The organism is Bartonella phoceensis (assembly GCF_902825145.1).
In the GTDB taxonomy this organism is placed as follows: domain Bacteria; phylum Pseudomonadota; class Alphaproteobacteria; order Rhizobiales; family Rhizobiaceae; genus Bartonella; species Bartonella phoceensis.
The window spans coordinates 165,561-185,919 of the sequence record NZ_CADEAD010000001.1 but is presented as its reverse complement, the minus strand read 5'-3'; the positions used below and the strand labels follow the sequence as shown (position 1 = coordinate 185,919).

The 20,359-nt window shown below is 39.3% G+C and carries 29 protein-coding genes and 2 pseudogenes; 27 read left to right on the top strand and 4 right to left on the bottom strand.

The window, feature by feature from the left end; genetic code table 11:
* Positions 1-53: 53 nt before the first annotated feature.
* Positions 54-308 (top strand): helix-turn-helix transcriptional regulator, encoded by a 255-nt coding sequence (locus J7R07_RS00910; protein ID WP_246464798.1) that lies wholly within the window; start codon positions 54-56, stop codon positions 306-308.
* Positions 309-324: 16 nt separating this feature from the next.
* The gene (locus J7R07_RS00905) at positions 325-741 is read left to right on the top strand and encodes a hypothetical protein (RefSeq protein WP_208435068.1); all 417 of its coding nucleotides are present in this window, start codon (positions 325-327) and stop codon (positions 739-741) included.
* Positions 742-760: 19 nt separating this feature from the next.
* Here J7R07_RS00905 and J7R07_RS00900 read toward each other — a convergent pair whose 3' ends face one another.
* Positions 761-1,687: a hypothetical protein gene (locus J7R07_RS00900; protein ID WP_246464797.1), complete on the bottom strand. Its 927-nt coding sequence runs from the start codon at positions 1,685-1,687 to the stop codon at positions 761-763.
* Between J7R07_RS00900 and J7R07_RS00895 the strand changes: the two genes are divergently transcribed.
* The 6 genes from J7R07_RS00895 (at position 1,670) to J7R07_RS00870 (ending at position 4,907) form a co-directional block, all read left to right on the top strand.
* A complete protein-coding gene (locus tag J7R07_RS00895) occupies positions 1,670-2,155 on the top strand; it encodes a crossover junction endodeoxyribonuclease RuvC (protein WP_208435067.1) in 486 nt (161 codons plus the stop codon). The two genes, J7R07_RS00900 and J7R07_RS00895, sit on opposite strands and share 18 nt — an antisense overlap.
* Entirely contained in the window at positions 2,142-2,510 is a 369-nt protein-coding gene (locus tag J7R07_RS00890) for a DUF1376 domain-containing protein (RefSeq protein WP_425489175.1), read from the top strand. Before J7R07_RS00895 ends, J7R07_RS00890 begins: the two co-directional genes overlap by 14 nt.
* Positions 2,500-2,853 carry a DUF1376 domain-containing protein gene (locus tag J7R07_RS00885; RefSeq protein WP_208435066.1) on the top strand — a complete coding sequence of 118 codons (354 nt, stop codon included), beginning with the start codon at positions 2,500-2,502 and terminating at the stop codon, positions 2,851-2,853. Before J7R07_RS00890 ends, J7R07_RS00885 begins: the two co-directional genes overlap by 11 nt.
* On the top strand, positions 2,843-3,877 hold the full coding sequence (locus tag J7R07_RS00880; RefSeq protein ID WP_208435065.1) for a DUF1376 domain-containing protein: 1,035 nt from the start codon (positions 2,843-2,845) through the stop codon (positions 3,875-3,877). The genes J7R07_RS00885 and J7R07_RS00880 overlap by 11 nt, the downstream gene beginning before the upstream one ends.
* Positions 3,867-4,286 (top strand): hypothetical protein, encoded by a 420-nt coding sequence (locus J7R07_RS00875; RefSeq protein WP_208435064.1) that lies wholly within the window; start codon positions 3,867-3,869, stop codon positions 4,284-4,286. The genes J7R07_RS00880 and J7R07_RS00875 overlap by 11 nt, the downstream gene beginning before the upstream one ends.
* A gap of 165 nt (positions 4,287-4,451) precedes the next feature.
* Positions 4,452-4,907, top strand: coding sequence for a hypothetical protein (locus J7R07_RS00870; RefSeq protein ID WP_007346771.1), 456 nt, complete (start codon positions 4,452-4,454; stop codon positions 4,905-4,907).
* Between the two features lie 43 nt (positions 4,908-4,950).
* Here the strand turns inward: J7R07_RS00870 and J7R07_RS00865 are convergent, their stop codons facing one another.
* The gene (locus J7R07_RS00865; RefSeq protein WP_208435063.1) at positions 4,951-5,256 is read right to left on the bottom strand and encodes a BrnA antitoxin family protein; all 306 of its coding nucleotides are present in this window, start codon (positions 5,254-5,256) and stop codon (positions 4,951-4,953) included.
* A complete protein-coding gene (locus J7R07_RS00860; RefSeq protein ID WP_208435062.1) occupies positions 5,234-5,533 on the bottom strand; it encodes a BrnT family toxin in 300 nt (99 codons plus the stop codon). The genes J7R07_RS00865 and J7R07_RS00860 overlap by 23 nt, the downstream gene beginning before the upstream one ends.
* 216 nt (positions 5,534-5,749) lie before the next feature.
* On the opposite strand from J7R07_RS00860, the gene ssb reads away from it, so the two are divergent.
* From ssb to J7R07_RS00805, 11 genes and pseudogenes are all read left to right on the top strand, one after another.
* Positions 5,750-6,196 (top strand): single-stranded DNA-binding protein, encoded by a 447-nt coding sequence (ssb, locus tag J7R07_RS00855; RefSeq protein ID WP_208435061.1) that lies wholly within the window; start codon positions 5,750-5,752, stop codon positions 6,194-6,196.
* A gap of 10 nt (positions 6,197-6,206) precedes the next feature.
* Entirely contained in the window at positions 6,207-6,743 is a 537-nt protein-coding gene (locus tag J7R07_RS00850; RefSeq protein ID WP_208435060.1) for a hypothetical protein, read from the top strand.
* Positions 6,744-6,807: 64 nt separating this feature from the next.
* Complete coding sequence (locus J7R07_RS00845) at positions 6,808-7,008, top strand: type II toxin-antitoxin system HicA family toxin (RefSeq protein ID WP_208435059.1); 201 nt, start codon at positions 6,808-6,810, stop codon at positions 7,006-7,008.
* Positions 7,005-7,400, top strand: a complete 396-nt coding sequence (locus J7R07_RS00840) for a type II toxin-antitoxin system HicB family antitoxin (protein ID WP_208435058.1) — start codon at positions 7,005-7,007, stop codon at positions 7,398-7,400. Before J7R07_RS00845 ends, J7R07_RS00840 begins: the two co-directional genes overlap by 4 nt.
* Positions 7,401-7,854: 454 nt before the next feature.
* Positions 7,855-8,175, top strand: a complete 321-nt coding sequence (locus tag J7R07_RS00835; protein ID WP_208435057.1) for a hypothetical protein — start codon at positions 7,855-7,857, stop codon at positions 8,173-8,175.
* Between the two features lie 3 nt (positions 8,176-8,178).
* Positions 8,179-8,757: a hypothetical protein gene (locus J7R07_RS00830; protein WP_208435056.1), complete on the top strand. Its 579-nt coding sequence runs from the start codon at positions 8,179-8,181 to the stop codon at positions 8,755-8,757.
* 594 nt (positions 8,758-9,351) lie between these two features.
* A pseudogene (locus J7R07_RS00825) lies at positions 9,352-9,903 on the top strand (antA/AntB antirepressor family protein); the annotation flags it as partial.
* Positions 9,904-10,204: 301 nt separating this feature from the next.
* A pseudogene (locus tag J7R07_RS00820) lies at positions 10,205-10,759 on the top strand (antA/AntB antirepressor family protein); the annotation flags it as partial.
* Between the two features lie 61 nt (positions 10,760-10,820).
* Positions 10,821-10,979, top strand: a complete 159-nt coding sequence (locus J7R07_RS00815) for a hypothetical protein (RefSeq protein ID WP_167309083.1) — start codon at positions 10,821-10,823, stop codon at positions 10,977-10,979.
* 83 nt (positions 10,980-11,062) lie between these two features.
* Positions 11,063-11,803 carry a Rha family transcriptional regulator gene (locus J7R07_RS00810; RefSeq protein WP_208435054.1) on the top strand — a complete coding sequence of 247 codons (741 nt, stop codon included), beginning with the start codon at positions 11,063-11,065 and terminating at the stop codon, positions 11,801-11,803.
* Positions 11,800-12,078 carry a hypothetical protein gene (locus J7R07_RS00805; protein ID WP_208435053.1) on the top strand — a complete coding sequence of 93 codons (279 nt, stop codon included), beginning with the start codon at positions 11,800-11,802 and terminating at the stop codon, positions 12,076-12,078. Before J7R07_RS00810 ends, J7R07_RS00805 begins: the two co-directional genes overlap by 4 nt.
* A gap of 61 nt (positions 12,079-12,139) precedes the next feature.
* Here the strand turns inward: J7R07_RS00805 and J7R07_RS00800 are convergent, their stop codons facing one another.
* The gene (locus J7R07_RS00800; protein ID WP_208435052.1) at positions 12,140-13,186 is read right to left on the bottom strand and encodes a Fic family protein; all 1,047 of its coding nucleotides are present in this window, start codon (positions 13,184-13,186) and stop codon (positions 12,140-12,142) included.
* Positions 13,187-13,278: 92 nt separating this feature from the next.
* Here J7R07_RS00800 and J7R07_RS00795 point away from each other — a divergent pair, with 92 nt between their 5' ends.
* Genes J7R07_RS00795 through J7R07_RS00760 form a run of 8 tightly spaced genes read left to right on the top strand, consistent with a single transcriptional unit; the run spans position 13,279 to position 20,359 of the window.
* A complete protein-coding gene (locus J7R07_RS00795; RefSeq protein ID WP_208435051.1) occupies positions 13,279-13,830 on the top strand; it encodes a hypothetical protein in 552 nt (183 codons plus the stop codon).
* Between the two features lie 30 nt (positions 13,831-13,860).
* Positions 13,861-15,792: a phage terminase large subunit family protein gene (locus J7R07_RS00790; RefSeq protein ID WP_208435050.1), complete on the top strand. Its 1,932-nt coding sequence runs from the start codon at positions 13,861-13,863 to the stop codon at positions 15,790-15,792.
* Positions 15,793-15,795: 3 nt separating this feature from the next.
* Positions 15,796-16,044 carry a phage head-tail joining protein gene (locus J7R07_RS00785; protein WP_208435049.1) on the top strand — a complete coding sequence of 83 codons (249 nt, stop codon included), beginning with the start codon at positions 15,796-15,798 and terminating at the stop codon, positions 16,042-16,044.
* Positions 16,044-17,588 (top strand): phage portal protein, encoded by a 1,545-nt coding sequence (locus J7R07_RS00780; RefSeq protein ID WP_208435048.1) that lies wholly within the window; start codon positions 16,044-16,046, stop codon positions 17,586-17,588. The genes J7R07_RS00785 and J7R07_RS00780 overlap by 1 nt, the downstream gene beginning before the upstream one ends.
* Positions 17,578-18,642, top strand: a complete 1,065-nt coding sequence (locus J7R07_RS00775) for a S49 family peptidase (protein ID WP_208435047.1) — start codon at positions 17,578-17,580, stop codon at positions 18,640-18,642. Before J7R07_RS00780 ends, J7R07_RS00775 begins: the two co-directional genes overlap by 11 nt.
* Complete coding sequence (locus J7R07_RS00770; RefSeq protein ID WP_246464819.1) at positions 18,525-18,905, top strand: hypothetical protein; 381 nt, start codon at positions 18,525-18,527, stop codon at positions 18,903-18,905. The genes J7R07_RS00775 and J7R07_RS00770 overlap by 118 nt, the downstream gene beginning before the upstream one ends.
* Positions 18,902-19,270 (top strand): head decoration protein, encoded by a 369-nt coding sequence (locus J7R07_RS00765; RefSeq protein WP_208435046.1) that lies wholly within the window; start codon positions 18,902-18,904, stop codon positions 19,268-19,270. Before J7R07_RS00770 ends, J7R07_RS00765 begins: the two co-directional genes overlap by 4 nt.
* A gap of 12 nt (positions 19,271-19,282) precedes the next feature.
* Positions 19,283-20,359 (top strand): major capsid protein, encoded by a 1,077-nt coding sequence (locus J7R07_RS00760; RefSeq protein WP_007346879.1) that lies wholly within the window; start codon positions 19,283-19,285, stop codon positions 20,357-20,359.

Below are 20,359 nucleotides of genomic sequence, written 5' to 3'. Positions count from 1 at the left end.
ATCTATTGTTTTTTTAAATAAATTGTATACAATTGCGTATATGGTTAAAGATAATGGATTCAATTCAAATGGGCACAGAGGAAAAATTAAAGATTAAATCTATCCGAAAGTGTTTATCTCTAACACAAAAGGAATTAGCAGACCTTTTAGGCGTTAAGCAAGCTTCTGTTTGTCGTTGGGAACAAGGCAAAGGATTATCATTAAAAAGTTATCTGAAACTACAACAATTAAAGAACAGTTCTATGCCTGCTTTTATTGCTGCTTCTACAGATAATAATAAACACCCACAGCCCCATACACACTCTTAAAGAGGAAAGATCAGAGATGATAGATGTCCCACAGATCACTATAAGCAAAGTCCAGTTGATTGATCTTGTTAATAAGATTGGACAGAAAGACATATATTGTGGTGTCCGCTCGCCTCATAATACATATGAAATAAGCATAGATCCCTCATCAAAAGGTTCTCTTGTCTGTACGCTGCATAGTATTTTTGTGCGTGATGATAGAAATTATTTTCCGTTATTGCCGTACGATGACTTTAATCAATGGTTTTCATCTGTGTTTACACAAGCTTTTACGGCTTGGTTTGATAATTATTTTTCTCAAGAGTTGTCATCTTTTTATCGCTTAAATGGGCTGATCTTATTCATGGTCTCAGTCAAAAGTAAGCTTGATATCTTAAGGGATAAACTCATCGAAAAAAGAGAAGAAGAAATCGAATTAATAGACTTAGCATAAAAATATTTGCCTAAGGGAGTTAATCCAATTTTTTAAAGTCTATGAGGTCGGTTTGTGTCGTTACAGTCATTTTTGTTTCTGGTTGTAGTGGGGATGTATGGGTAATGATTAAAGTAACTTGGTCTTTTATATCTTCTTCACGTGCTGCTACAAAAATAAGGATTATCGAAGGTTTGCCTTCTGAGGGAGCTACAGAAATATTAACATCGATTTCTTGTCCCGTTCGAAAATTCTTTGCTTTCTCACAGTATCCGGATGATATTGTGTGTGACGTTGGTCTGGCATCAGGATTAACATATTTTGATTGCATTTGCCACCATTTTTCTTCAGGTTTGTATATGATGCCATATCCAAGAATAAAGCGAGAACCATCTTTTAGCTTTATATTTAAAATATGGATGACAGTTTGTGCATTATTTTCTACCTTTAAGAAAAGAAGCGTCCACTTGTCCTTTGTTGGAAGATGCGGTCCAGTTGCATATATGGAAAGTGGCGGTCCTAAATCCTGTACTCTTTTGTTATCTAACAAAATTTTAATATGTTCTTCTGACCATTTGGCGAGATCTTTTGTCGATATTGCTTGCTCTTTAAGGGCTGTCGTCTGTTCTTGGCTTTCTGCAAATTGCTTGCTTACCCATTCTCTATCTTCTTCTCGTTCTTTTGCAGCTTTTTCTAAATCATCTTTGCGGATTTTGGCTGCTTCTTTACGGTCTTTATTTCTTAAAATAAGCGCTACTGAAAGTGATCCGATAAATGACAGAAAACCTGTAAGAAATATCTTTATCCATTCTTGCATCATAACTCCCCCCAATTCTTTAGAATCGTCGGGAGGATACTTTTTCACAAACATTTTTGCAAGACCGGCAATCACAACACGCTCTATCATAGCACAGATATAAATACGTAGAACCTTAAGGGGGGGGGGATTATGATCACTAAAGCACAAACCATTCTCTGTCTTGATCTAGGGACTAAGACTGGCTGGGCGCTTCGTGATGCAGATGGTTTTATCACAAGTGATACAGAACATTTTCAATCACGCCGTTTTGAAGGCGGGGGGATGCGTTATCTGCGCTTTAAGAAATGGCTTTCTGAACTAAAGAGATCTGTTGATGAAATTGATGCGGTGTATTTTGAAGAGGTACGCCGGCATGTGGGTACAGACGCTTCTCATGTTTATGGGGGCTTTCTAGCAACATTAACAGCTTGGTGTGAACATCATCAGATACCGTATGAAGGCATTCCCGTTGGTACGATTAAAAAAGCAATGACAGGCAAAGGGAATGCGTCAAAAGAAGAAATGATTAAGGCAATGTGTGCAAAAGGTCACGCGCCTTGTGATGATAATGAAGCGGATGCTTTAGCCATTTTATATTTAGTTAAAGAGAGGGAGATCTCCAATGATGTCCAGTAATAAAGTAGCGTTTGTAAAATTTAGTACAGATCATTTTTTAAAAGATCTTATGGGATTAAGAGCGACCGAGAAGGCTGTTTATACAACACTTATGTTGCTAATGAATGATAGAAAAGCGCCTCTTATCAATAATGCGTCTTATTTATCGAGTTGGTGTGGGTGTTCATTAAGAACGTTTCAAAAGACATTAGAGACTTTAATCAGCACAGGTCATATCACGCAATTAGAGAATGGTCGTTTATGGCATAATTCACGAGCCTTTGATTATAGCATTAGTCAATTTTCAGAAAGAGCGCATAAAGCAGCAATAGCAAGGTGGAGTAAGAAAAGAGGGGAGGCAATGCATGTCAACTAAGTTACCATGGACGCGGCTTTTTGCAGACAAGTGGCTACTTGATCTTGCACATTTGCCTCCTTTTGAAGGTTTTATATATGTGAAGTTGCGATTTCAGATGCTTCGCACTGGTGAACCGCTTACGAATAATTTTCGAGTGTTATCTTTATTAGCTGGGTGTTCAATTAAAAGATTTCAGAAAGCATTAGATCTTTTATTGGAAACTGGACATATCATTTGTTTAGAAGATGGTCGCTTGTGGAGTTTACAAGTTGAAGAGGAACTCAACAGTCTCAGTGAAGAAGAGTTAGATAATTTCACTTGCAATAATAATGAAGAAAGGGAGGTGAAGTATGTCAACTAAGTTAGCTTGGGTTCGTTGTTTTCCTTCTGATTGGGTATCTGAAGCGAGTGGAATGACGTCTCATCAAATATCGACTTATATGATGTTGACATTGCTTATGTATAAGAAGAGACAGCCAATTCTTGAGAATGCCTCTATATTAGCACGCATTTCTGGTTGCTCAGTAAAAGCTTTTAATAAAGCGCTAGACTTTTTATTGAGTGATGAGAGACTGATACGTTTAGAAGACGGTCGTTTGTGGAGTTTACAAGTTGAAGAGGAACTTAACAACTCTAATGAGAATTTGAATAAGTTTTCAGAGAGAGCACAGAAGGCAGCAAAGGCAAGATGGGATAAAAATACAAAAGATGCTTGTAATATTAAGCATGATGCTAAGCATGATGCTTGTGATGCCATAACAAACAATACAAATATATATAAAAAAAATAATACTATCGTATTATCAAAAAAAGAAATCGAATTTGAAGATTTAGAAACAACGGATTTGATTGAAGAGCCACTCGAGGCTGATGCGATTGAAAGCCAATCAGATCAAAAAGCAACATCATCAGAAAACCAACCTCTCATTCACGAGCAAGCAAGCGTTCCTAAGAAAGCCAAGCGGGTTAAAGCTGATAGAGGCTGTCGATTGCCTGCGGATTTTGAACCCGATTACGATTTTGCAATCAACGAGGGCTTGCCTCCAGAGCGTATCAAAGTTGAAATCGCAAAATTTAGAGATTTTTGGAATGCCAAGGCAGGTAAAGACGCTAGCAAGCGTGATTGGCAAGCAACATGGCGCAATTGGGTAAGAAATGCAAAGGATTACAAACAAGGAGAAAATTATGGAACACAAACCAATTCCCAAACAGGACAACAGCGCGGTCGTGCCTATAGAATTACACAACACATGTCCGATTTCAAAAATGCAGACAGTCCGTACAAATTTTTGTTCGAGGATGATGCAAAACCCTCCATTCCATTGGCTACCGGGCAAAAAGCCATCACCTGCAGAAGCGAAGAGAATTATTTCGTTGGGTCATGAAGCTTTGCAAATGCTTGATGAAAAAGCTTCTGAGGAAGAAATAAAAGCTATGTTTCTCACGCTTTCTGGTGGACTTAAAAGCCAACCTGGAGAAGATGAAAAAGCCACAGCTGTTGCTTATCTTTTTTCTCTCGATGGTTTAAGCCGTTGGGCAATCAAAACCGCAACAAGGGATGTGATGAAGGGTAAAGCAGAAGGCTTGTCAACAACATTTATACCCGCTTCTGCTGATCTTCTGCTTTACTGTGAAAAGCTTGAAGACGATATTCGAACTACTGTTAAAGGGATATTTACCTCACTCGATAGACCAGAGATTAAGCCGAAAGGAGAGCCTGTTTCTGCTGAAAAATGGGATAAACTGATGCAAATGCTTGAAAAACCGAAGATTGATTTAAATCCTTTTCAGTGAAAAGTGCTGATAGCTTTGTGATTAGATATGCATTTAAATCGATAAAAAGGTACCGTACAAAGCGATTTAAAGATTTTATGATTAAAAACCACCGTAATATAAAACGCTCTGTACGATTAAATTTGAGGTAAATTGACTTATCGGTAAAAAAAATAGAATTAAAACATGGAAATTTTAAAACAACTGTTCTTAACACAACGTAAAAAACCAATGCAAAAAAAGTTTATCGCAACGGCTGTTGGGTATGTTCCTTGGGGAGACGGAGCGGCAGAGTATTTTTACAACCTCTACGAATATGAAGACGGCACAAGAGAGTGTGAAAAGTTTGACGGTGGTCAGTATTACACCATACCCAAAAAGGCAGATTTTAGCACCAAAGCGCAAGTAAAAGCATGGGTTTATGGGGGTGCTGTTCCTAAAAGCGTATTGAGTTATGAAGCGTTGATAGACAGTGCAAATAAGAAGAGAGCAAGGCGTGGTCAAGATACACTGATTTGTGAGATTACAGATGATGGTGAGAAGTGTTATTCACAAGTTTACGATATAGATAGAGAATTAGAAAAAGCGCTTGATATTCAATTGAGTAGATACAAAAGAAGCAAACAAACTATAAAGCCTTAACCAAAGAAGCAAACCCTTCCTTGCTTTTTAGCGAAGGGAGTGATCAACGCATTGAACGAAGCATAGCATCACGTAAAATGGCGTTAATCCGCGTCTGGTAGCCTTTTCCTTGACTCTTAAGCCATGCTAGTACGTCTGAATCTACACGCACTGTTGTGACAGTTTTCGTTGGTTTATAGAATGGATTGCGAACAGCGTTTTTCCAGAATGCATCATCTAACGTTGGAATATCACTATGATCAATTGCACTGTCTGGCATTGCCGCTAGTTCATCAATTTCGACCCTTTGTTTATCTGTTAAAGGCGATAAATGGCCTATGTCCATCTCATAACGAATTTTCTTCTTCATAACGTTTCCTCTCTTTCAAGTTAGCGCGCCGCGCTGAAATAATACGGATGACCTCTATGCCATCTTTATCATCATGAACAGTATGAGCTACAAGAAGTAATAAAAAACCATCCACAAGCCCTAAAGTTTGCCAACGATATTCTCCGTTTTCGATACGGTCTTGTTTAACCATAGCGAATGGATCGGCAAAAACACGTGCAGCTATTTCAAAACTTACACGGTGTTTTCTAAGATTACTTTTCGCTTTAGCTTCATCCCATTCAAATCTTATTTTCATATCTTATGTTAATACATTTATGTATGTATATCAAGAGTTTTAAATACAAGACTGAAGTAACTACATAACGCGTCTTCTTGATGAATAATTTATCAAATAAAATTATAAAGTAATACTTTAAAAAATTGTGATTAATTTACTGAAATAATTGAAAAATAATAAAATTATTGCTAATATTTTTTACATATTTAAATACAAATTTAAGGTAACTAAAACATGCTAAACAAAGTGACATTAATCGGGCGCCTCGGTGCTAACCCCGAAAGCAAAACCATGGCTTCTGGAGCTGAAATAGTCAATTTTAGTATAGCGACTTCTGAAAGCTATACTGATAAAAAGACTAATCAAAAAATAGATAAAACGGAATGGCATTCCATTGTGGTTTTTAATCCACATTTGGCAAAAATTGCTCTTCAATATCTACACAAAGGTTCAAAGGTTTACATAGAAGGCAAATTACAAACACGTAAATGGCAAGATAAAAACGGTCATGACCATTACACAACAGAGATTGTCTTGTCACAATATAAAGGTGAACTGCATTTGCTTGATGCAAAGAAAGAGCAATCTGCACCCCCCTCACCCATTACCTCTCAAAATTATGCTATTGCTTCAGGTGCTCAAGATTATAGAACAGCTCTTAATGATAGCGTCCCATTCTGATTGAAAAAATATGGCTAAAAGAAAAAAACATGCAAAACGTGGGCGCCCTAGGATTAATGGATGGATCAGAGAACCAAATGGTCGTATCTCACGGACAAAAATGCCACATGATCCCATCGACAAATTGGCAATAGAAATGCGTGCTAAGCGCTTTGGCTTGACCATAGAAGACGCCAAAAACCCGCTTTCCGGTACTTATATCGGACGACTTTATCTGCAAGGTGTGATTGATCAAGATCAGTATGATGCAGCACAACAATACCTTGAAGTGAGAAATAATTACCTCTGTGCAAAAGCCTTACCAAATGCAATTTATGATAAAATGCCCTCATCTTCTGATGAGGCAGCTAGAAAAAAATGGGTTGAATTTGCAACAAAACAATTTTTGAATATGCAAGAGGTAATAAAAGAAACACAACACCTTTACAGACAGCATAATTTTTATGCTGCGCTACAGTATCTTGTTAGTGAAGATCAAGAATTACCATACCTTGTACCTTCATTGCGGATAGTCCTGAACGCTCTCCAGAAATATTTTGATCATTAAAAACATTGACTTAAAATAAGAAAAAGTATAGTGTGTAAATATATACACATTATAAGATTAGGGAATGGAACAAAACAGCCGAAAGATAATTACAAAATTAAAACGCGATGGCTTTGAACTTGTCAAAGTAAAAGGTTCGCACCATAAATTTAAAAAAGATGGTAAGGTTGTTATTGTTCCACATCCTAAGAAAAATCTTCCAATTGGTACAGCGCGTTCTATTGCACTACAAGCAGGATGGTTAAAAAAAGGAGAAGAAAAATGAAAAGATTTTTTGCTCTTGTTCATAAAGATGAAGATTCTGCTTTTGGTGTTCAATTTCCTGATTTTGAAGGTCTATTCTCTGCTGCTGATGAAGAAGAAAATCTTATCATAAATGCAACCGAGGCTTTGCAACTTTACTGTGAAGATATGGATACAGTGCCTATTCCTTTAAAATTTGAAGAAGTAATACAACAGAAAGCTGTCAAAAAAGCTTTGTCAGAAGGAGCTTTTTTAATACAAGTTCCTTTTATTGAAAATGACTCAGAGGTCGTACGTACAAATATATCAATTGAACGAGGGCTTTTGCGTGCAATTGATAATTGTGCACAAGAGAGAGGTTTAACAAGATCTGCTTTTTTGGCAACAGCAGCCCGTCACGAACTTAATATTTAGCTCAATTAATATGGAGAAATTTCTCACTCTAGATTTTTTTGTAAAAGCGTATAATTACATATGATCTACAAAATATTAATGAAAATCAAAAGGCAGCAGGCAAACAAAACGCTATAGTTAAGAGGGATATAACTATCATTTCTATAATAATTGCTTAATAATTTATAAAATCTAAAATGTTTTAGAAAATTTTATTTTAACATAAAAAAAAATACAAAATATATATTTTTTCTATTGACAATAGGTGAAAAATTGTATTTAATGATACTACTGTAGTGGTTTTATTGTGTCTAAATTTCAAAAATATCCCCTAAAATTTGATAAAATCTTAAGCTTTCAAAAGGGCTTAAATTACTGTTTTCATTGATAATAACAGGCTAATCTATTTTGCACATATCAAACGCCATTAAGTGACTAATGATGTCATTAATTCATTGCCTCAAAAGGAGCGAAGATGAAAGCAATCATCACCAAGCCAATGTGTGTTGTGGGCGATAATAAAAGCACTGTTCGTTTTGAAACTTCAACTCCCAATAATCCATTTATGGAGATTTCTCATCAAGTCTACGCACGTCTCAAGCGTGCAAATGCTGCTAAACCTTTTGTTGATGTTAAAACAAAAATAAAGCCTGACAAGGGAGTTGAACAAATTAAGCAGATAGAACAAGAAGCCGTACAAACATCAACTGAATCAGCAACCGAGGAAATTCTACTCGAACAACCCAAAATACCTAAAGCTTCCAAGCCATCAACACCTACCCAAAAAAAGGCTTAGAAGTTGAAGTTAATCATCCACCAAAAATGGTATCTTCAACAAGTGAAGGATACCTTCACAAGCCTTCAAGCCCCTCGCCTTAATTGGGCTCTGCGTAATGCTCTAAACACCGCAGCAAAACAAGTTGAACGCTTTACTGAAAAACAAGTTGCCGACATCTCATCAGCCCAAATAAAGCGTATCAAAAGAGGCGTTTATATTAAAGAAAAGGCGACAGCAAGCTTTCTTGAGACAGATATCATTGGTTCTGGAACACCGATACCTCTTAAATTTTTTAAAGCAAAAGAAACAAAACGCGGCGTAACTTACACACTATTTGGAAAGAAAGAAATCTTACCCCATGGTTTTATCAAGGGAGGCAGTTTTCCAAAGCGCGTTGAATTGAAAATGGGAAGGAATGTGTTTCAAAGAGATGACGGAGAGCAATTCCCCATTGCAAAACAAGAAGGACCTTCAATTGCTAAAGTGATGTCAAAGCCAGAAATTGCAAGTGCTATTGCACAATATGCCAATGAAAGATTAACCAAAAACATACAGAGACAATTTTCTCGTCAAGGATACGCTGCTAATAAAAAAGGCTAGATCATGTTCTCAAGCTTTATCTCTATATTACATATCCTTATGAGTTTAGGCATTACATATTCTTATTGTAATTTTAAAAACAGATTATCACTTATGCTTTGTTTTTTCATAAAAAAGTCAATAAAATCAATGTAAAAGGTACTTTCCAGCGGGTTGGCTTCGTTGCGGGGCAGGCTAGCGCGAACTATCGCTAGCGACAGAATTTTCAAATTGACTGTACATTGTACACACAACACATTGATAAATAACGAATTTAATGTGTACTCATATACATACTGTACAATAGTGGATTATTTTTTAGAAAAAAGTTTTTTGTCACTTGACAAGATAGTATTGTTATATCTATCGTCGAATCAGGTGCCTCAAAAACACCTTAAAATACCAAGCGGATTGATTGCCGAAATAATCAATCTTCTGAACATTAAAGATTTTGACTCATTATATGTGGTAGCATATAAAGGTCTTGTCGGGTGTGGTTGTGCTATAAAATACCTTCGCAGGGAAAGCATAACGACGGACTTGGTACCGTGTTTTTGAGCGCCCGGCACTCTTTTAGAGTGTCAATCAAAAACATTTATTACCAAGGAGTTCATTATGAACACACTTATAGAAATATCAGAACAGGTTATTGATCAAGAAACTGTTCAAACCGTCAATGCTCGTGATTTGCATGCATTCTTAGAAGCAAAACGAGATTTTTCCAATTGGATTAAAGATCGTATTAACAAATACAGCTTTATAGAAAATCAGGATTATATAGTTTTCGCCAATTTTGGCGAAAACCTCCAAGGTGGTCGTCCCTCTAAAGATTATGCTCTCACTTTAAGTGTAGCTAAAGAACTTTCTATGCTTGAGAACAATCAGAAAGGAAGAGAAGCTCGTTTATACTTTATCGAATGTGAAAGACGGTTAAAACAAGTAGCAACACCACAGATAGCCGCTCCACAAGTAGATTATTCCAAACCCGAAGCATTACTTGGTGTCTTGAATCACCTACAAAGCCAAATAGAACAGAAAGACCATGTTATTGCCGAATTGACTCCAAAAGCAGAGGCTTTAGAAGGTCTAAAACACTCTGATGGATTGTTTGGTCTCACCGAAGCTGCAAAAATGTTAGAGATACGACCAAAGGATTTAACCGATTATTTTTATAACTTGTCTCATTTTCTATTTGACAATGTGGCAACAATATGAATAATCGAACCAGGTGCCTAAGAAACACCTTAAGCAAACAGCGGATAGGTTACCGAAATAATCTTTATCTCCGCATGTTAAAGATTTTGACTCATTATAGGCGTCTAGCATATACTAGTCTTGTCGGGTGTGGCTGTGTCATAAAATACCCTTATGGGGAAAACATAGCGACGGACTGTTTGCCGTGTTTCTTAGCACCCGGCGCTCTTCATAGAGTGTCATTAAGAAACTTTAAACAAACAGGAGCCAAATCATGGCACAATATTTAATCGACATACATCAAACCAGTATTGATGGCGATACCGTTCAGATGGTAAATGCACGTGAATTACATACATTTTTGGAAATAGGTAAAAAGTTTGCGGATTGGATTACTGAACGTATCAACAAATATAATTTAGTAGAAAATCAAGACTTTGTTTGCTTCCCTATTTTGGGAAGTAAAGGCAGGGGTGGTCACAATCGTAAAGACTATCACCTCACCTTAAGTGTAGCTAAAGAGCTTTCTATGCTTGAGAATAATAAGAAAGGAAGAGAAGCTCGTTTATACTTTATCGAATGTGAAAGACGGTTAAAACAAGTAGCAACACCACAGATAGCCGCTCCACAAGTAGATTATTCCAAACCCGAAGCATTACTGGGTGTTTTGAATCACTTACAAAGTCAAATCAAGCAAAAGGATAATACCATTGCTGAATTGACTCCAAAAGCAGAGGCTTTGGAAGACTTAAAACGCTCTGATGGTCTGTTTGGTCTCATCGAAGCAGCAAAGATGTTAGAGATACGACCAAAGGATTTAACCGATTATTTTTATAACTTGTCTCATTTTCTATTTGACAATGTGGCAACAATATGAATAATCGAATTAGGTGCCTAAGAAACACCTCAAAACAACAAGCGGATTGGTTGCCGAAATAATCAGTCTTCCGCACATTGTAAAGGCTTTGACTCATTATGCGCGTATAGCGTATACTGGTCTTGTCGGGTGTGGTTATGCCATAAAATACCCTTTCGGGGGAAAAGCATAACGACGGGCTTGTTGCCGTGTTTCTTAGCACCCGGCGCTCTTTTGGAGTGTCATTAAGAAACATCTATCAACAAGGAGTTCATTATGAACACTCTTATAAAAATTAGAGAAAGCACTGCTAATAGTGCTACCACTCAGACTATGTCTAGTCGCGAAATTGCTGAGTTGTGCGGTAAAAGACATGACCATGTCATGCGTGACATTAAACAAATGTTAGGAGAATTAAACTCTGAAAGTACTGCCCCCAAATTTGGGGTGAGTGATTTTTCAGGATTATACAAAGACTCAACAGGGCGTACACTTCCTTGTTACAACCTTCCAAAGCGTGAATGTCTAATTCTTGTGTCTGGTTACAGCACTGCTTTACGAGCAAAAATCATTGACCGTTGGCAAGAATTGGAAAAGCAAATAGCAACACCACAAGTTGACTACTCCAAACCTGAAGCATTACTTGGTGTCTTGAATCACTTACAAAGTCAAATAGAACAAAAAAACCATGTTATTGCCGAATTGACTCCAAAAGCAGAGGCTTTGGAAGGTTTAAAACGCTCTGATGGATTGTTTGGTCTCATCGAAGCTGCAAAAATGTTAGAGATACGACCAAAGGATTTAACCGATTACTTACGTAAACATGATTGGGTCTATCGGCGGGCTCCAGGGGCGCCTTTGTTGCCTTATCAGGATAAAATCAAAAAAGGCTTCATGGATTGCCCTGCTATTACTATCCAAAGACCGGATGGTACAGAAAAGGTACTCCCTTCAACAAAAATCACATCCAGAGGATTAGCATGTTTAAGAGAACAAATCTTTGGGGGTGTACAATGAAGATAGATACTAACTTCTTATGCGATTTGTGGTTGGCATTATCTCAATTTTCTAGACATGAAAATATGAATGATAAAGATTGTACTACTCTGGTTGATACTATGAGTGTAATAGAAAAAGCTTTAATTTTAAAAATTCAAGATGAGATGCCAAGTATACTTAAAATCTTAACAGTTCTAACAGATTTTGGAGATTCAGAGTTACCGCATAGCATGGACTCTTTATTGCGCGCTTATGAACCAAATTTCGAGAACCCTATTAGAAAAGTTGCTTAAGTAAAAAATATGTCCCCTCCCCGTTCTCAAAAATGGGGAGGTATCAATAAGACAATAAAAATTAAGGTAAGCCATACCAAGTTGATCGCCCACCACCATGACGTATCAAAAGACCTTTTTCAACTAATGATGTAAAGGTTGCTTTAAGTGTATTAGGGCTTGCACCAACTTCACGCACCATATCACGGGTTGTAACACGTCCGTGATTACGTACATAATCAAGAACATTAATAGCCAATTCAGATAAAGAAAAAAGAGCATTTTTTTCACTCTCTATTTTTATTTCTAATTGGCGTTTTTGTTTTTGTAGAGCACGTAAAAAAAAGAGTATCCAAGGTTCCCAATTGGGGGTTTTAGTATAAATTGTTTTTTGAGTCTGATTTAAAGCTAAGTAGTAGCTTTCTTTATTATTTTCAATAACACTTTCAAGGGATGAATAGGGTACATAAACATAACCTTTTTGTAACAAAAGCAAGGTGGTTAAGATGCGGCTTAAACGTCCGTTTCCATTTTGAAAAGGATGAATCGCTAAAAAAGTGACATTAAAAATAGCAATCGTAAGTAAAGGATGAAGATCTTTTAATTCACTGGTCTTACTGAACCAAGTAATAAGCTCTTGCATTCGATATGGTGTGTCAAATGGTGTGGCTGTTTCAAAAACGATACCAACCATTTTTCCTTGAGAATTAAAAGCTGCTACATCATTACGTGAGGTCTTATATTCACCTCGATGTCGTTCATCTTTATTACTATGGCATAAAAGATCACGATGAAGTTGTTTGATATGATTTTCTGTAATGGGAATATCACTCCAAGATTGAAAAATTGTTTCCATAACCTTGGCATAACCAATAACTTCTTGTTCATCACGACTCTTAAAACGTTTAATTTCTAAATTTGCTAAAAGCTGTTCAATCTCGCGGTCTGTTAATTTGCTGCCTTCAATGCGTGTGGAAGATCCAACACTTTCAACAGTAGCAATATGACGAAGAGTATTTAATCTTTCAGGGGCAAGAGTTCCAAAGGCGCGCCAAGCACCTTTGAACTCATCAATCTCAGTAATGAGAGCCAACAATTCTTGTGTAATTTGAAGTGTATCCGTTCGCATACCGGAATATATACCGGATTATACCTGATTGTCAATTATTTGTAATGCCGTAACCACCTACTTCTTAGGACAGAAAAAGGCAAGGAGCCACTATGAATAAGAAAGCTCGGAAGGGTTTATCGCTTCGTGCATTTGCCAAAAAGATGCGTGTTTCTCCTAATGCAGTGGTTTCTCGATTTAAGACAGGTAAATTTGATCAAGCTCTTTTTGAAGATGGTTCTGTTAATGAAGCCCTTGCAACAGCTATCTGGAATGAGAATCCAACAAAACGCCCTGCTCCATTTTTAGCACCGGATGGTCAACCGCGAACAAAGATCAAACAAGCCTCTACAGAGGGTGCTAATGAATACAAGATTAAACTGGAGCGAATGCAAGTTGCCCTTGAAAGCGAGAAGATTGCCCTTGAACGCTTACGCGAAACAACCGTTGACCGTGAAGAAGTCAAGAGAGCAGCGCGTGAGTTTGGAAGAGCACACCGTGACGCTATGTTGAATTTTCCTCATCGATTTGGTGCAAGCATTGCCGCACAGATTGGATGTGATGCTGCAAGCCTAATCGGTGCCATTGATTATTACATACGAAAGGCTTTGCTTGAAGCTGTTCATATTCCAGTTCCTTATCATGATCCTCAACCTCCAGAATGAGAGAGTTTTGGGGCGAGCAAAGAATGAATAATGGATGAGAATGCTGTTACAGAATTTTTCGCCCATGCCAATGATGCAAGACAACCGGACCCACCGTATACGGTTTCCCAATGGGCGGATAAGAATAGATACCTTAGCACCGTAGCAAGTGCTGAACCTGGATTGTGGAGAACAAAGCGGACCCCCTATTTGCGCGAAATCATGGATAATCTTTCCTCTCACAAACCGATTGAAACAACCATTGTCATGAAAGGAGCGCAGGTTGGCATGTCAGAGGCAGGATTAAATTTCTGCGGTTATGCTATTCATTATAGTCCAGGGCCTGCTCTTTATGTCATGCCAACCGTTGAAACAGCCAAAAAGCTTTCAAAGACACGGCTTGATCCCATGATTATGGCAAGTCCAGTTTTAAGTGAACGCATAGCCCCAGCACGAGCACGTGACAGTGGGAATACCATGTTTTCGAAAGAGTTTGATGGTGGTGCACTGATGCTTACAGGGGCAAACAGTGCGGCTGGTTTGCGTTCTATGCCTATTCGTTATCTGATTTTGGATGAAGTGGATGGTTATCCTCTCAGTGTCGATAACGAAGGCGATCCAGTGATGATTGCAGAAAAGCGTACCTCGACCTTTGTACAACGAAAGATCTTTAAATTGTCCACACCCACCCACCGTGACACAAGCCGTATTGCCAAAGATTTTGTACTAGGAGACCAGAGATATTACAACGTGCCTTGTGATGCATGTGGTACACTACAGCCGATTGTTTGGTCACAAATCAAATGGCCGAAAGGGGCTCCCGAAAAAGCTGTTTTTGTTTGTGCCCATTGTGGTCATGAACATGCCGAGCACCGAAAAACAGATCTCATGTGTGAAGAAAGAGGCGCATGCTGGGTCCCAACCAGTGAGTCAAGCAGACCCAATTTGCGCTCTTATCATATTTCGGCACTCTATTCACCTTGGCTTACATGGGGGGAATGCGCAAGAGAGTTTTTAAATGCTAAAGATGATCCAGCTCTTCTACAGCCTTTTGTCAATACAGTGCTTGGAGAGCCATGGGAGGATAGAACAGGCGAAGTTATTGATCCAGACAGCCTCTATGCAAAACGCGAAGATTATCCTTTAGCACCAGAACAAGCCGTCGTGTTGACAGCAGGCATTGATGTGCAAAATGACCGTTTAGAGCTTGAAGTGGTAGGATGGGGGCGTAATGAAGAAAGTTGGCATATTGATTATCAAGTGATCCTTGGTGATCCCTCTTCTTTTGAAGTGTGGGACCAATTGGATGAATATCTTGCAAAACGCTGGCCGCATCCAGGCTATAAAGAGGGGATTAGGATAACAGCGGCATGCATTGATACCGGTGGTGGACATACACAGGCAGTTTATAATTATGTGCGCCCGCGGGAGGGGCGGCGCATCTGGGGGATTAAAGGACAGGCGGGATGGCGTGCGGTATGGCCACGCCGACCAAGCAAAAACAATAAAGGACAGATTAATCTTTATATTGTTGGGGTTGATGCCGCGAAAGATATCATTACAGCACGGTTTAAAAAATCGGGTCCAGAAGCAACGGGAGCTGGTGCAACACACTTTCACAAAAGCCTTGATCGAGAATATTTTGACCAGCTAACCGCTGAAAGAAAAGTCATCAAATATTTTAAAGGCTTCAAGCGTATTGAATGGCAAAAAAGTGAAAAGGCAAGAAACGAAGCCTTGGATTGTAGGGTCTATGCTTATGCTGCTTTACAAGGTCTGATTTCGGCAGGAATAAACCTTAATCGAGAAGTCGATATCTTAGAAGAGCGTTTGGAAAAACTTAAAATTGCTGAAAGCTCTTTGGAAGAAAAAACACCTAGGATTTCTTCATTCACTTCTCCAAGAAGATCTCAGATAGCACAACCTCAAAGGAAACAATCCAGAACGGTGATAAATCCTTATATGCGAGGGGATTGGAGGTAATTTGTGAATGAAACTTTAGGACAATTTAACAGCAAAATTGACAGACTGGAAAGTTTAAAAAGGCGGCGTGAACAAATTGAAGAGGCTCTTTATTCGGGTGCGCAATCAGTGCGTCACGGCGATAAGCAAGTCAGCAATCGCTCTGTTGAGGAACTGCGCAGAGCTCTTGAAATGATCAATACGCAAATAGCGGACCTTGAAGGGCGCAAAAGTTCACGCGTGTTCTATTTTAATATCTCACGAGGCTATTAATGGCTGGTTTGTTCAATAAAATTACGGGCTTTTTTACAATTTCTCGCCAACACAATCCCCATTTTGAAGCGGCAAGCAAAAGCCGTCGCATGGGTGGTTTTGACCCCGCAAAAAAACATATCAATAAAGCGATTGAAGAATGCGGTGATACCATTGTTGCCCGTTCAAGATGGCTTTATGACAATGAAGCTCTTTACGGTTCTGCGACTGAAGAATGGGTCTCTGCAACTGTGAGCGATGGGATTAAACCTTATCCTCGCATTGAAGGTTTTCAAGAAGAAAAGAAAAAGCTTTTAGACTTATGGTGGCAATGGGTTGATGAGGCGGATTATGATGAAGATGCCAACTTTTATGGTTTGCAAGCAACCATTGCCCGAGAGGTCTTTTTAACCGGCGAATGTTTTGTCAGACTGCATTATGTTGACCTTTATGGGCGCTCTGGTGTACCTCTTCAGTTGCAAGTTTATCCTACTGAAATGCTCGATCTTACTTACAATGGACCTGCTGAGATTGAAGGCAATTACATTCGTATGGGGATTGAATTTAATGCAAGTGGCAAGCGGGTTGCTTATCATTTTTGGGAACATCATCCCTATGATGATTGCCCTGCAAACAGATCCTTTAAGAGCCAAGAGCGCATACGTGTCCCTGCTGAAATGGTCATTCATATCAAAGAGCGTCGTATTGCTGGACAATTGCGCGGTTCTCCTAAAATAACGCGCTGTATGACAAAAATCTTTCAACTCGAATCCTATGATGACGCAGAACTCGATAGAAAAAGGACGGCGGCTCTTTTCGCGGCGTTTGTCAAGGACAATTCCCCAAACGTCGCAAAATTATCCGATAATCGTGATAAAAACGACATTGAAGAAGAATACAAAGCACCTGTCATTGAGCCCGGTGCATCTCTTTATTTAGGAGAGAATAAAGAGGTTACATTCTCTAATCCTGTTGAAGTTGGAGGTTCTTATGAGGCTTTCCAATTTCGTAATATTTTAAAAATTTGCTCGGCTTTCAATATGCCTTATGCCGTTGTCACTGGAGACGTTACGCGTGGCAACTTTTCTAATGTGCGCACTTCTATCATTCAGTTTAGACGACATGTCAAACAATGGCGTGAACATATCATTGCCTTTCAGTTTAACCGCGTTGTTTGGGAGCGCTTTGTTGAAATGGCAGTGCTTGGCAAATGCTTGAATTTACCTAGATGGGAAGAAAATCCCTTGCCATGGCTTCAATGTGAAAGCTTTGCGCCCCCGCTTGAAATGATTGATCCTATTAAAGATATCTCAGCGGAAAAAGAAGAAATCCGTGCTGGCTTGAAAACACGACGTATGGCTCTTGCTGAACGGGGCTTTGATATCGACAGCATTCATGCCGAACTTGAGGAAGAGCATACAGATGCTCGCGCGCGCGGCTTATCTTTTGACACGGATATGGCAGCACCTTCTGGTGAAAATCAAGCGATTGATGATGAAGATTCAGACTCTTCTGAGAGTTATGAAAGTAACCAAGACAGTAAAGCACATAAAAATGGTGAATAATCTTGACATGCCGTTTTTGGCATCACGGCTTTTTGGGGTTCCACACATGCTTGCCTCCACAAAGCTTGATATTATTCTCAATGCTCTTGCCCCACGCCTTTTTGCAAGTGAAAAGTTTCCCATTGAAGCTTATTCGCAAGAGAATACAGAAGCTTTCAGACCACCAGAAACCTATGTGGTACAAAACAATATTGCCATAATACCGGTTCATGGTACGCTTGTACGCCGCAGTGCATGGCTTGGAGCTTTATCGGGATTGACTTCTTATGAAGGGTTAAGGGCTTCTTTTCGTGAAGCCATTGCACAACCTGATGTTCATGCCGTCTTACTCGATATTGACAGTGGTGGGGGAGGAGCCGGTGGTATCTTTGATTTGGTTGAAGAGTTTCAAACCCTCTCAAAACAATACAATAAACCCATTTGGGCACATGCCAATGAATTTGCTTGCTCGGCGGCTTATGCCATTGCTTGTTCAGCTTCTCAAATCTGGGTTGCACGCACGAGTGTTGTAGGCTCCATTGGGGTTGTTTGCGCCCATCTTGACCAATCTCGTGCAGATGAGAAACAGGGGCTTAAATGGACCTTTGTTTTTGAAGGTGATCACAAAACGCATGGCAATCCTCACGAACCCTTGAGCAATACAGCACAGATAAAAATGCAAGCCGATTGCGCCCTGCTCTACGAAATGTTTGTCGATTGGGTTGCAAAAAACAGACCTCTGAATGCGGACGCAATTCGTGACACAAAAGCAGAAACTTTTATAGGCACCCAAGCTTTAGAGCTTGGATTAGCAGATGCGCAGGGCACCCTTGCGCAAGCTTTGGAAGCCTTAACGGATTCCATATCACAAACCCCAACAGCAACAAAAAAAGGAAAAAACACATGGCACGCACACAATACCGCGCCGAAGAAGATGATGAAAAAATTGTCGACGTCATCAATGAGGACGAAGAGGACGAAAATGATAATGACATTGACGAAGACACTCAAGACTTCGACGAAGAAGAGGAAAACGAAGACGAAGATGAGGACGAAGATAAACAGGAAAGCGTAAAAGCTGCTCTTGAAAAGGAAAGAAAACGTGGCGAGGCACTGACAAACCTTGAAAGGCAAGCAAAACGCTTAGGCGTTTCTTTTGATGCAGCAAAAGCCATTAAAAGCGGCATGAGTGTTGAGAAAGCAAAAAATGTTGTGTTAACCGCCGCTGTCTCGAAAAGCGCATCTTTAAAACTATCAACCACATCTCCCCATAGGGATGGGACGAGCAAGGAAAAAATTTATGCAAAATGGGAAACAGCTTGGAGGGCAATAAAATGAGTCAAGTTTTTTATGAAGACGTACGCAATGGCGCTTATCTTGGACCCTACGATCCGGATATGTCAAACGAAGAAGTGGTTTTTGCATCAGGAGCATTCATTGAAGCTGGAACTGTCATGGGGAAAATTACAGCATCACAAAAATATGCCCCCCTTAATCCAGCAGCATCAGATGGCAGTCAAATCCCTGCTGGGATTTCTTTTGCCACTGTTGATGCCTCTCAAGCCGATCAACGTACCGTGATGACAGCACGCTTATGCACTGTAAAAGCTTCTGAACTGCTATGGCCAGATGCCATTACAGATGAACAAAAAAGTGCTGCCATTCAGTCTCTCGAAGACCATAACAATATTTTATTGCGATAGGAGAATGCGCACATGGATATGAATTTTTTTAAACACGACGCTTTCTCTGCCACCACAATGATGAAAGCGATTGAAAACTATGAGTTTCAGCCGGGCCTTATTAGTTCTCTTGATCTTTTTGAGGAAGTGGAAACAAGCACCACAGTGGTTGGTATTGAAAGACGTGACAATACATTGTCCTTGATTCAAACCAGTGAACGTGGCGCTCCCTTGGCAGAAGGTGATAGAGATGGACGTAATCTTCGGTTTTTCAAAACAACACGTATTGCCAAAAGTGACACGGTGAAATCAGAGGAAATCCAGAACCGGCGTGAATTTGGGACAGAAGATCAACTCGAGACAGCAATGAAATATATTGCCAGAAAACAAAAGAAACTGATTTCTGAAATCGAATTGACATGGGAAAACATGCAACTTGGCGCTGTTCAAGGGGTGGTACTTGATGCCGATGGCTCTGTTATTGTCGATTGGTACAAGGAATGGGAAATTACACCTCCAAAGCCGATTGACTTTAAATTAAATAATGAGACAACCAATGTTGCGGACCATGTTGATCAAGTCATTATGAAAATGATTGAAGCTTCAAAGGGAGCGTTTTCTGATCGTTCACGCATTATTGGGCTTTGTGGAAATGAATTTTTCTCCAAATTGAAAAACCATAAAACAATTCGTGAAACTTATCTCAACACAGCTCTTGCACAAACGTTGAATAGTGCTGGAGGTATTGCAACACCAAGTTCAATTGGCTCTGGGAGCTTTGGCAGTTTTGACTTCGCGGGTGTGACTTTCATTAATTACCGGAGTATTCACAACTATAATGTGAGTGCGAAGGCTGGAACAAAGCGCGCCATAGGCATTAAGCCTGATGAATGTCAATTCTTGCCCGCCAATGCACCGGGAGTGTTTCAAAAAACCTTTTCTCCTGGAGAAAGTTTGGATTTTGCCAACACAGTTGGAAAACCGCTCTACACCATGTTGATCGTTGATAACGACCGTAATGCATGGGTAAAACCGGAGGTATACAGCTATCCGCTTTATATTTGCACGCGTCCTGAAATGCTCTTTAAAGCGGTCAGTGGAGGAAAATAA

What these genes read in the sequence shown, in the direction of transcription:
- J7R07_RS00765 (WP_208435046.1), top strand. Translation starts at nt 18,902, where the DNA reads ATGAGTCAAGTTTTTTATGAAGACGTACGCAATGGCGCTTATCTTGGA.
- J7R07_RS00905 (WP_208435068.1), top strand. Translation starts at nt 325, where the DNA reads ATGATAGATGTCCCACAGATCACTATAAGCAAAGTCCAGTTGATTGAT.
- J7R07_RS00860 (WP_208435062.1), bottom strand. Translation starts at nt 5,533, where the DNA reads ATGAAAATAAGATTTGAATGGGATGAAGCTAAAGCGAAAAGTAATCTT.
- J7R07_RS00790 (WP_208435050.1), top strand. Translation starts at nt 13,861, where the DNA reads ATGGATGAGAATGCTGTTACAGAATTTTTCGCCCATGCCAATGATGCA.
- J7R07_RS00840 (WP_208435058.1), top strand. Translation starts at nt 7,005, where the DNA reads ATGAAAAGATTTTTTGCTCTTGTTCATAAAGATGAAGATTCTGCTTTT.
- J7R07_RS00885 (WP_208435066.1), top strand. Translation starts at nt 2,500, where the DNA reads ATGTCAACTAAGTTACCATGGACGCGGCTTTTTGCAGACAAGTGGCTA.
- J7R07_RS00800 (WP_208435052.1), bottom strand. Translation starts at nt 13,186, where the DNA reads ATGCGAACGGATACACTTCAAATTACACAAGAATTGTTGGCTCTCATT.
- J7R07_RS00865 (WP_208435063.1), bottom strand. Translation starts at nt 5,256, where the DNA reads ATGAAGAAGAAAATTCGTTATGAGATGGACATAGGCCATTTATCGCCT.
- J7R07_RS00760 (WP_007346879.1), top strand. Translation starts at nt 19,283, where the DNA reads ATGGATATGAATTTTTTTAAACACGACGCTTTCTCTGCCACCACAATG.
- J7R07_RS00835 (WP_208435057.1), top strand. Translation starts at nt 7,855, where the DNA reads ATGAAAGCAATCATCACCAAGCCAATGTGTGTTGTGGGCGATAATAAA.
- J7R07_RS00845 (WP_208435059.1), top strand. Translation starts at nt 6,808, where the DNA reads ATGGAACAAAACAGCCGAAAGATAATTACAAAATTAAAACGCGATGGC.
- J7R07_RS00870 (WP_007346771.1), top strand. Translation starts at nt 4,452, where the DNA reads ATGGAAATTTTAAAACAACTGTTCTTAACACAACGTAAAAAACCAATG.
- J7R07_RS00780 (WP_208435048.1), top strand. Translation starts at nt 16,044, where the DNA reads ATGGCTGGTTTGTTCAATAAAATTACGGGCTTTTTTACAATTTCTCGC.
- ssb (WP_208435061.1), top strand. Translation starts at nt 5,750, where the DNA reads ATGCTAAACAAAGTGACATTAATCGGGCGCCTCGGTGCTAACCCCGAA.
- J7R07_RS00890 (WP_425489175.1), top strand. Translation starts at nt 2,142, where the DNA reads ATGATGTCCAGTAATAAAGTAGCGTTTGTAAAATTTAGTACAGATCAT.
- J7R07_RS00880 (WP_208435065.1), top strand. Translation starts at nt 2,843, where the DNA reads ATGTCAACTAAGTTAGCTTGGGTTCGTTGTTTTCCTTCTGATTGGGTA.
- J7R07_RS00805 (WP_208435053.1), top strand. Translation starts at nt 11,800, where the DNA reads ATGAAGATAGATACTAACTTCTTATGCGATTTGTGGTTGGCATTATCT.
- J7R07_RS00910 (WP_246464798.1), top strand. Translation starts at nt 54, where the DNA reads ATGGATTCAATTCAAATGGGCACAGAGGAAAAATTAAAGATTAAATCT.
- J7R07_RS00895 (WP_208435067.1), top strand. Translation starts at nt 1,670, where the DNA reads ATGATCACTAAAGCACAAACCATTCTCTGTCTTGATCTAGGGACTAAG.
- J7R07_RS00810 (WP_208435054.1), top strand. Translation starts at nt 11,063, where the DNA reads ATGAACACTCTTATAAAAATTAGAGAAAGCACTGCTAATAGTGCTACC.
- J7R07_RS00795 (WP_208435051.1), top strand. Translation starts at nt 13,279, where the DNA reads ATGAATAAGAAAGCTCGGAAGGGTTTATCGCTTCGTGCATTTGCCAAA.
- J7R07_RS00775 (WP_208435047.1), top strand. Translation starts at nt 17,578, where the DNA reads ATGGTGAATAATCTTGACATGCCGTTTTTGGCATCACGGCTTTTTGGG.
- J7R07_RS00850 (WP_208435060.1), top strand. Translation starts at nt 6,207, where the DNA reads ATGGCTAAAAGAAAAAAACATGCAAAACGTGGGCGCCCTAGGATTAAT.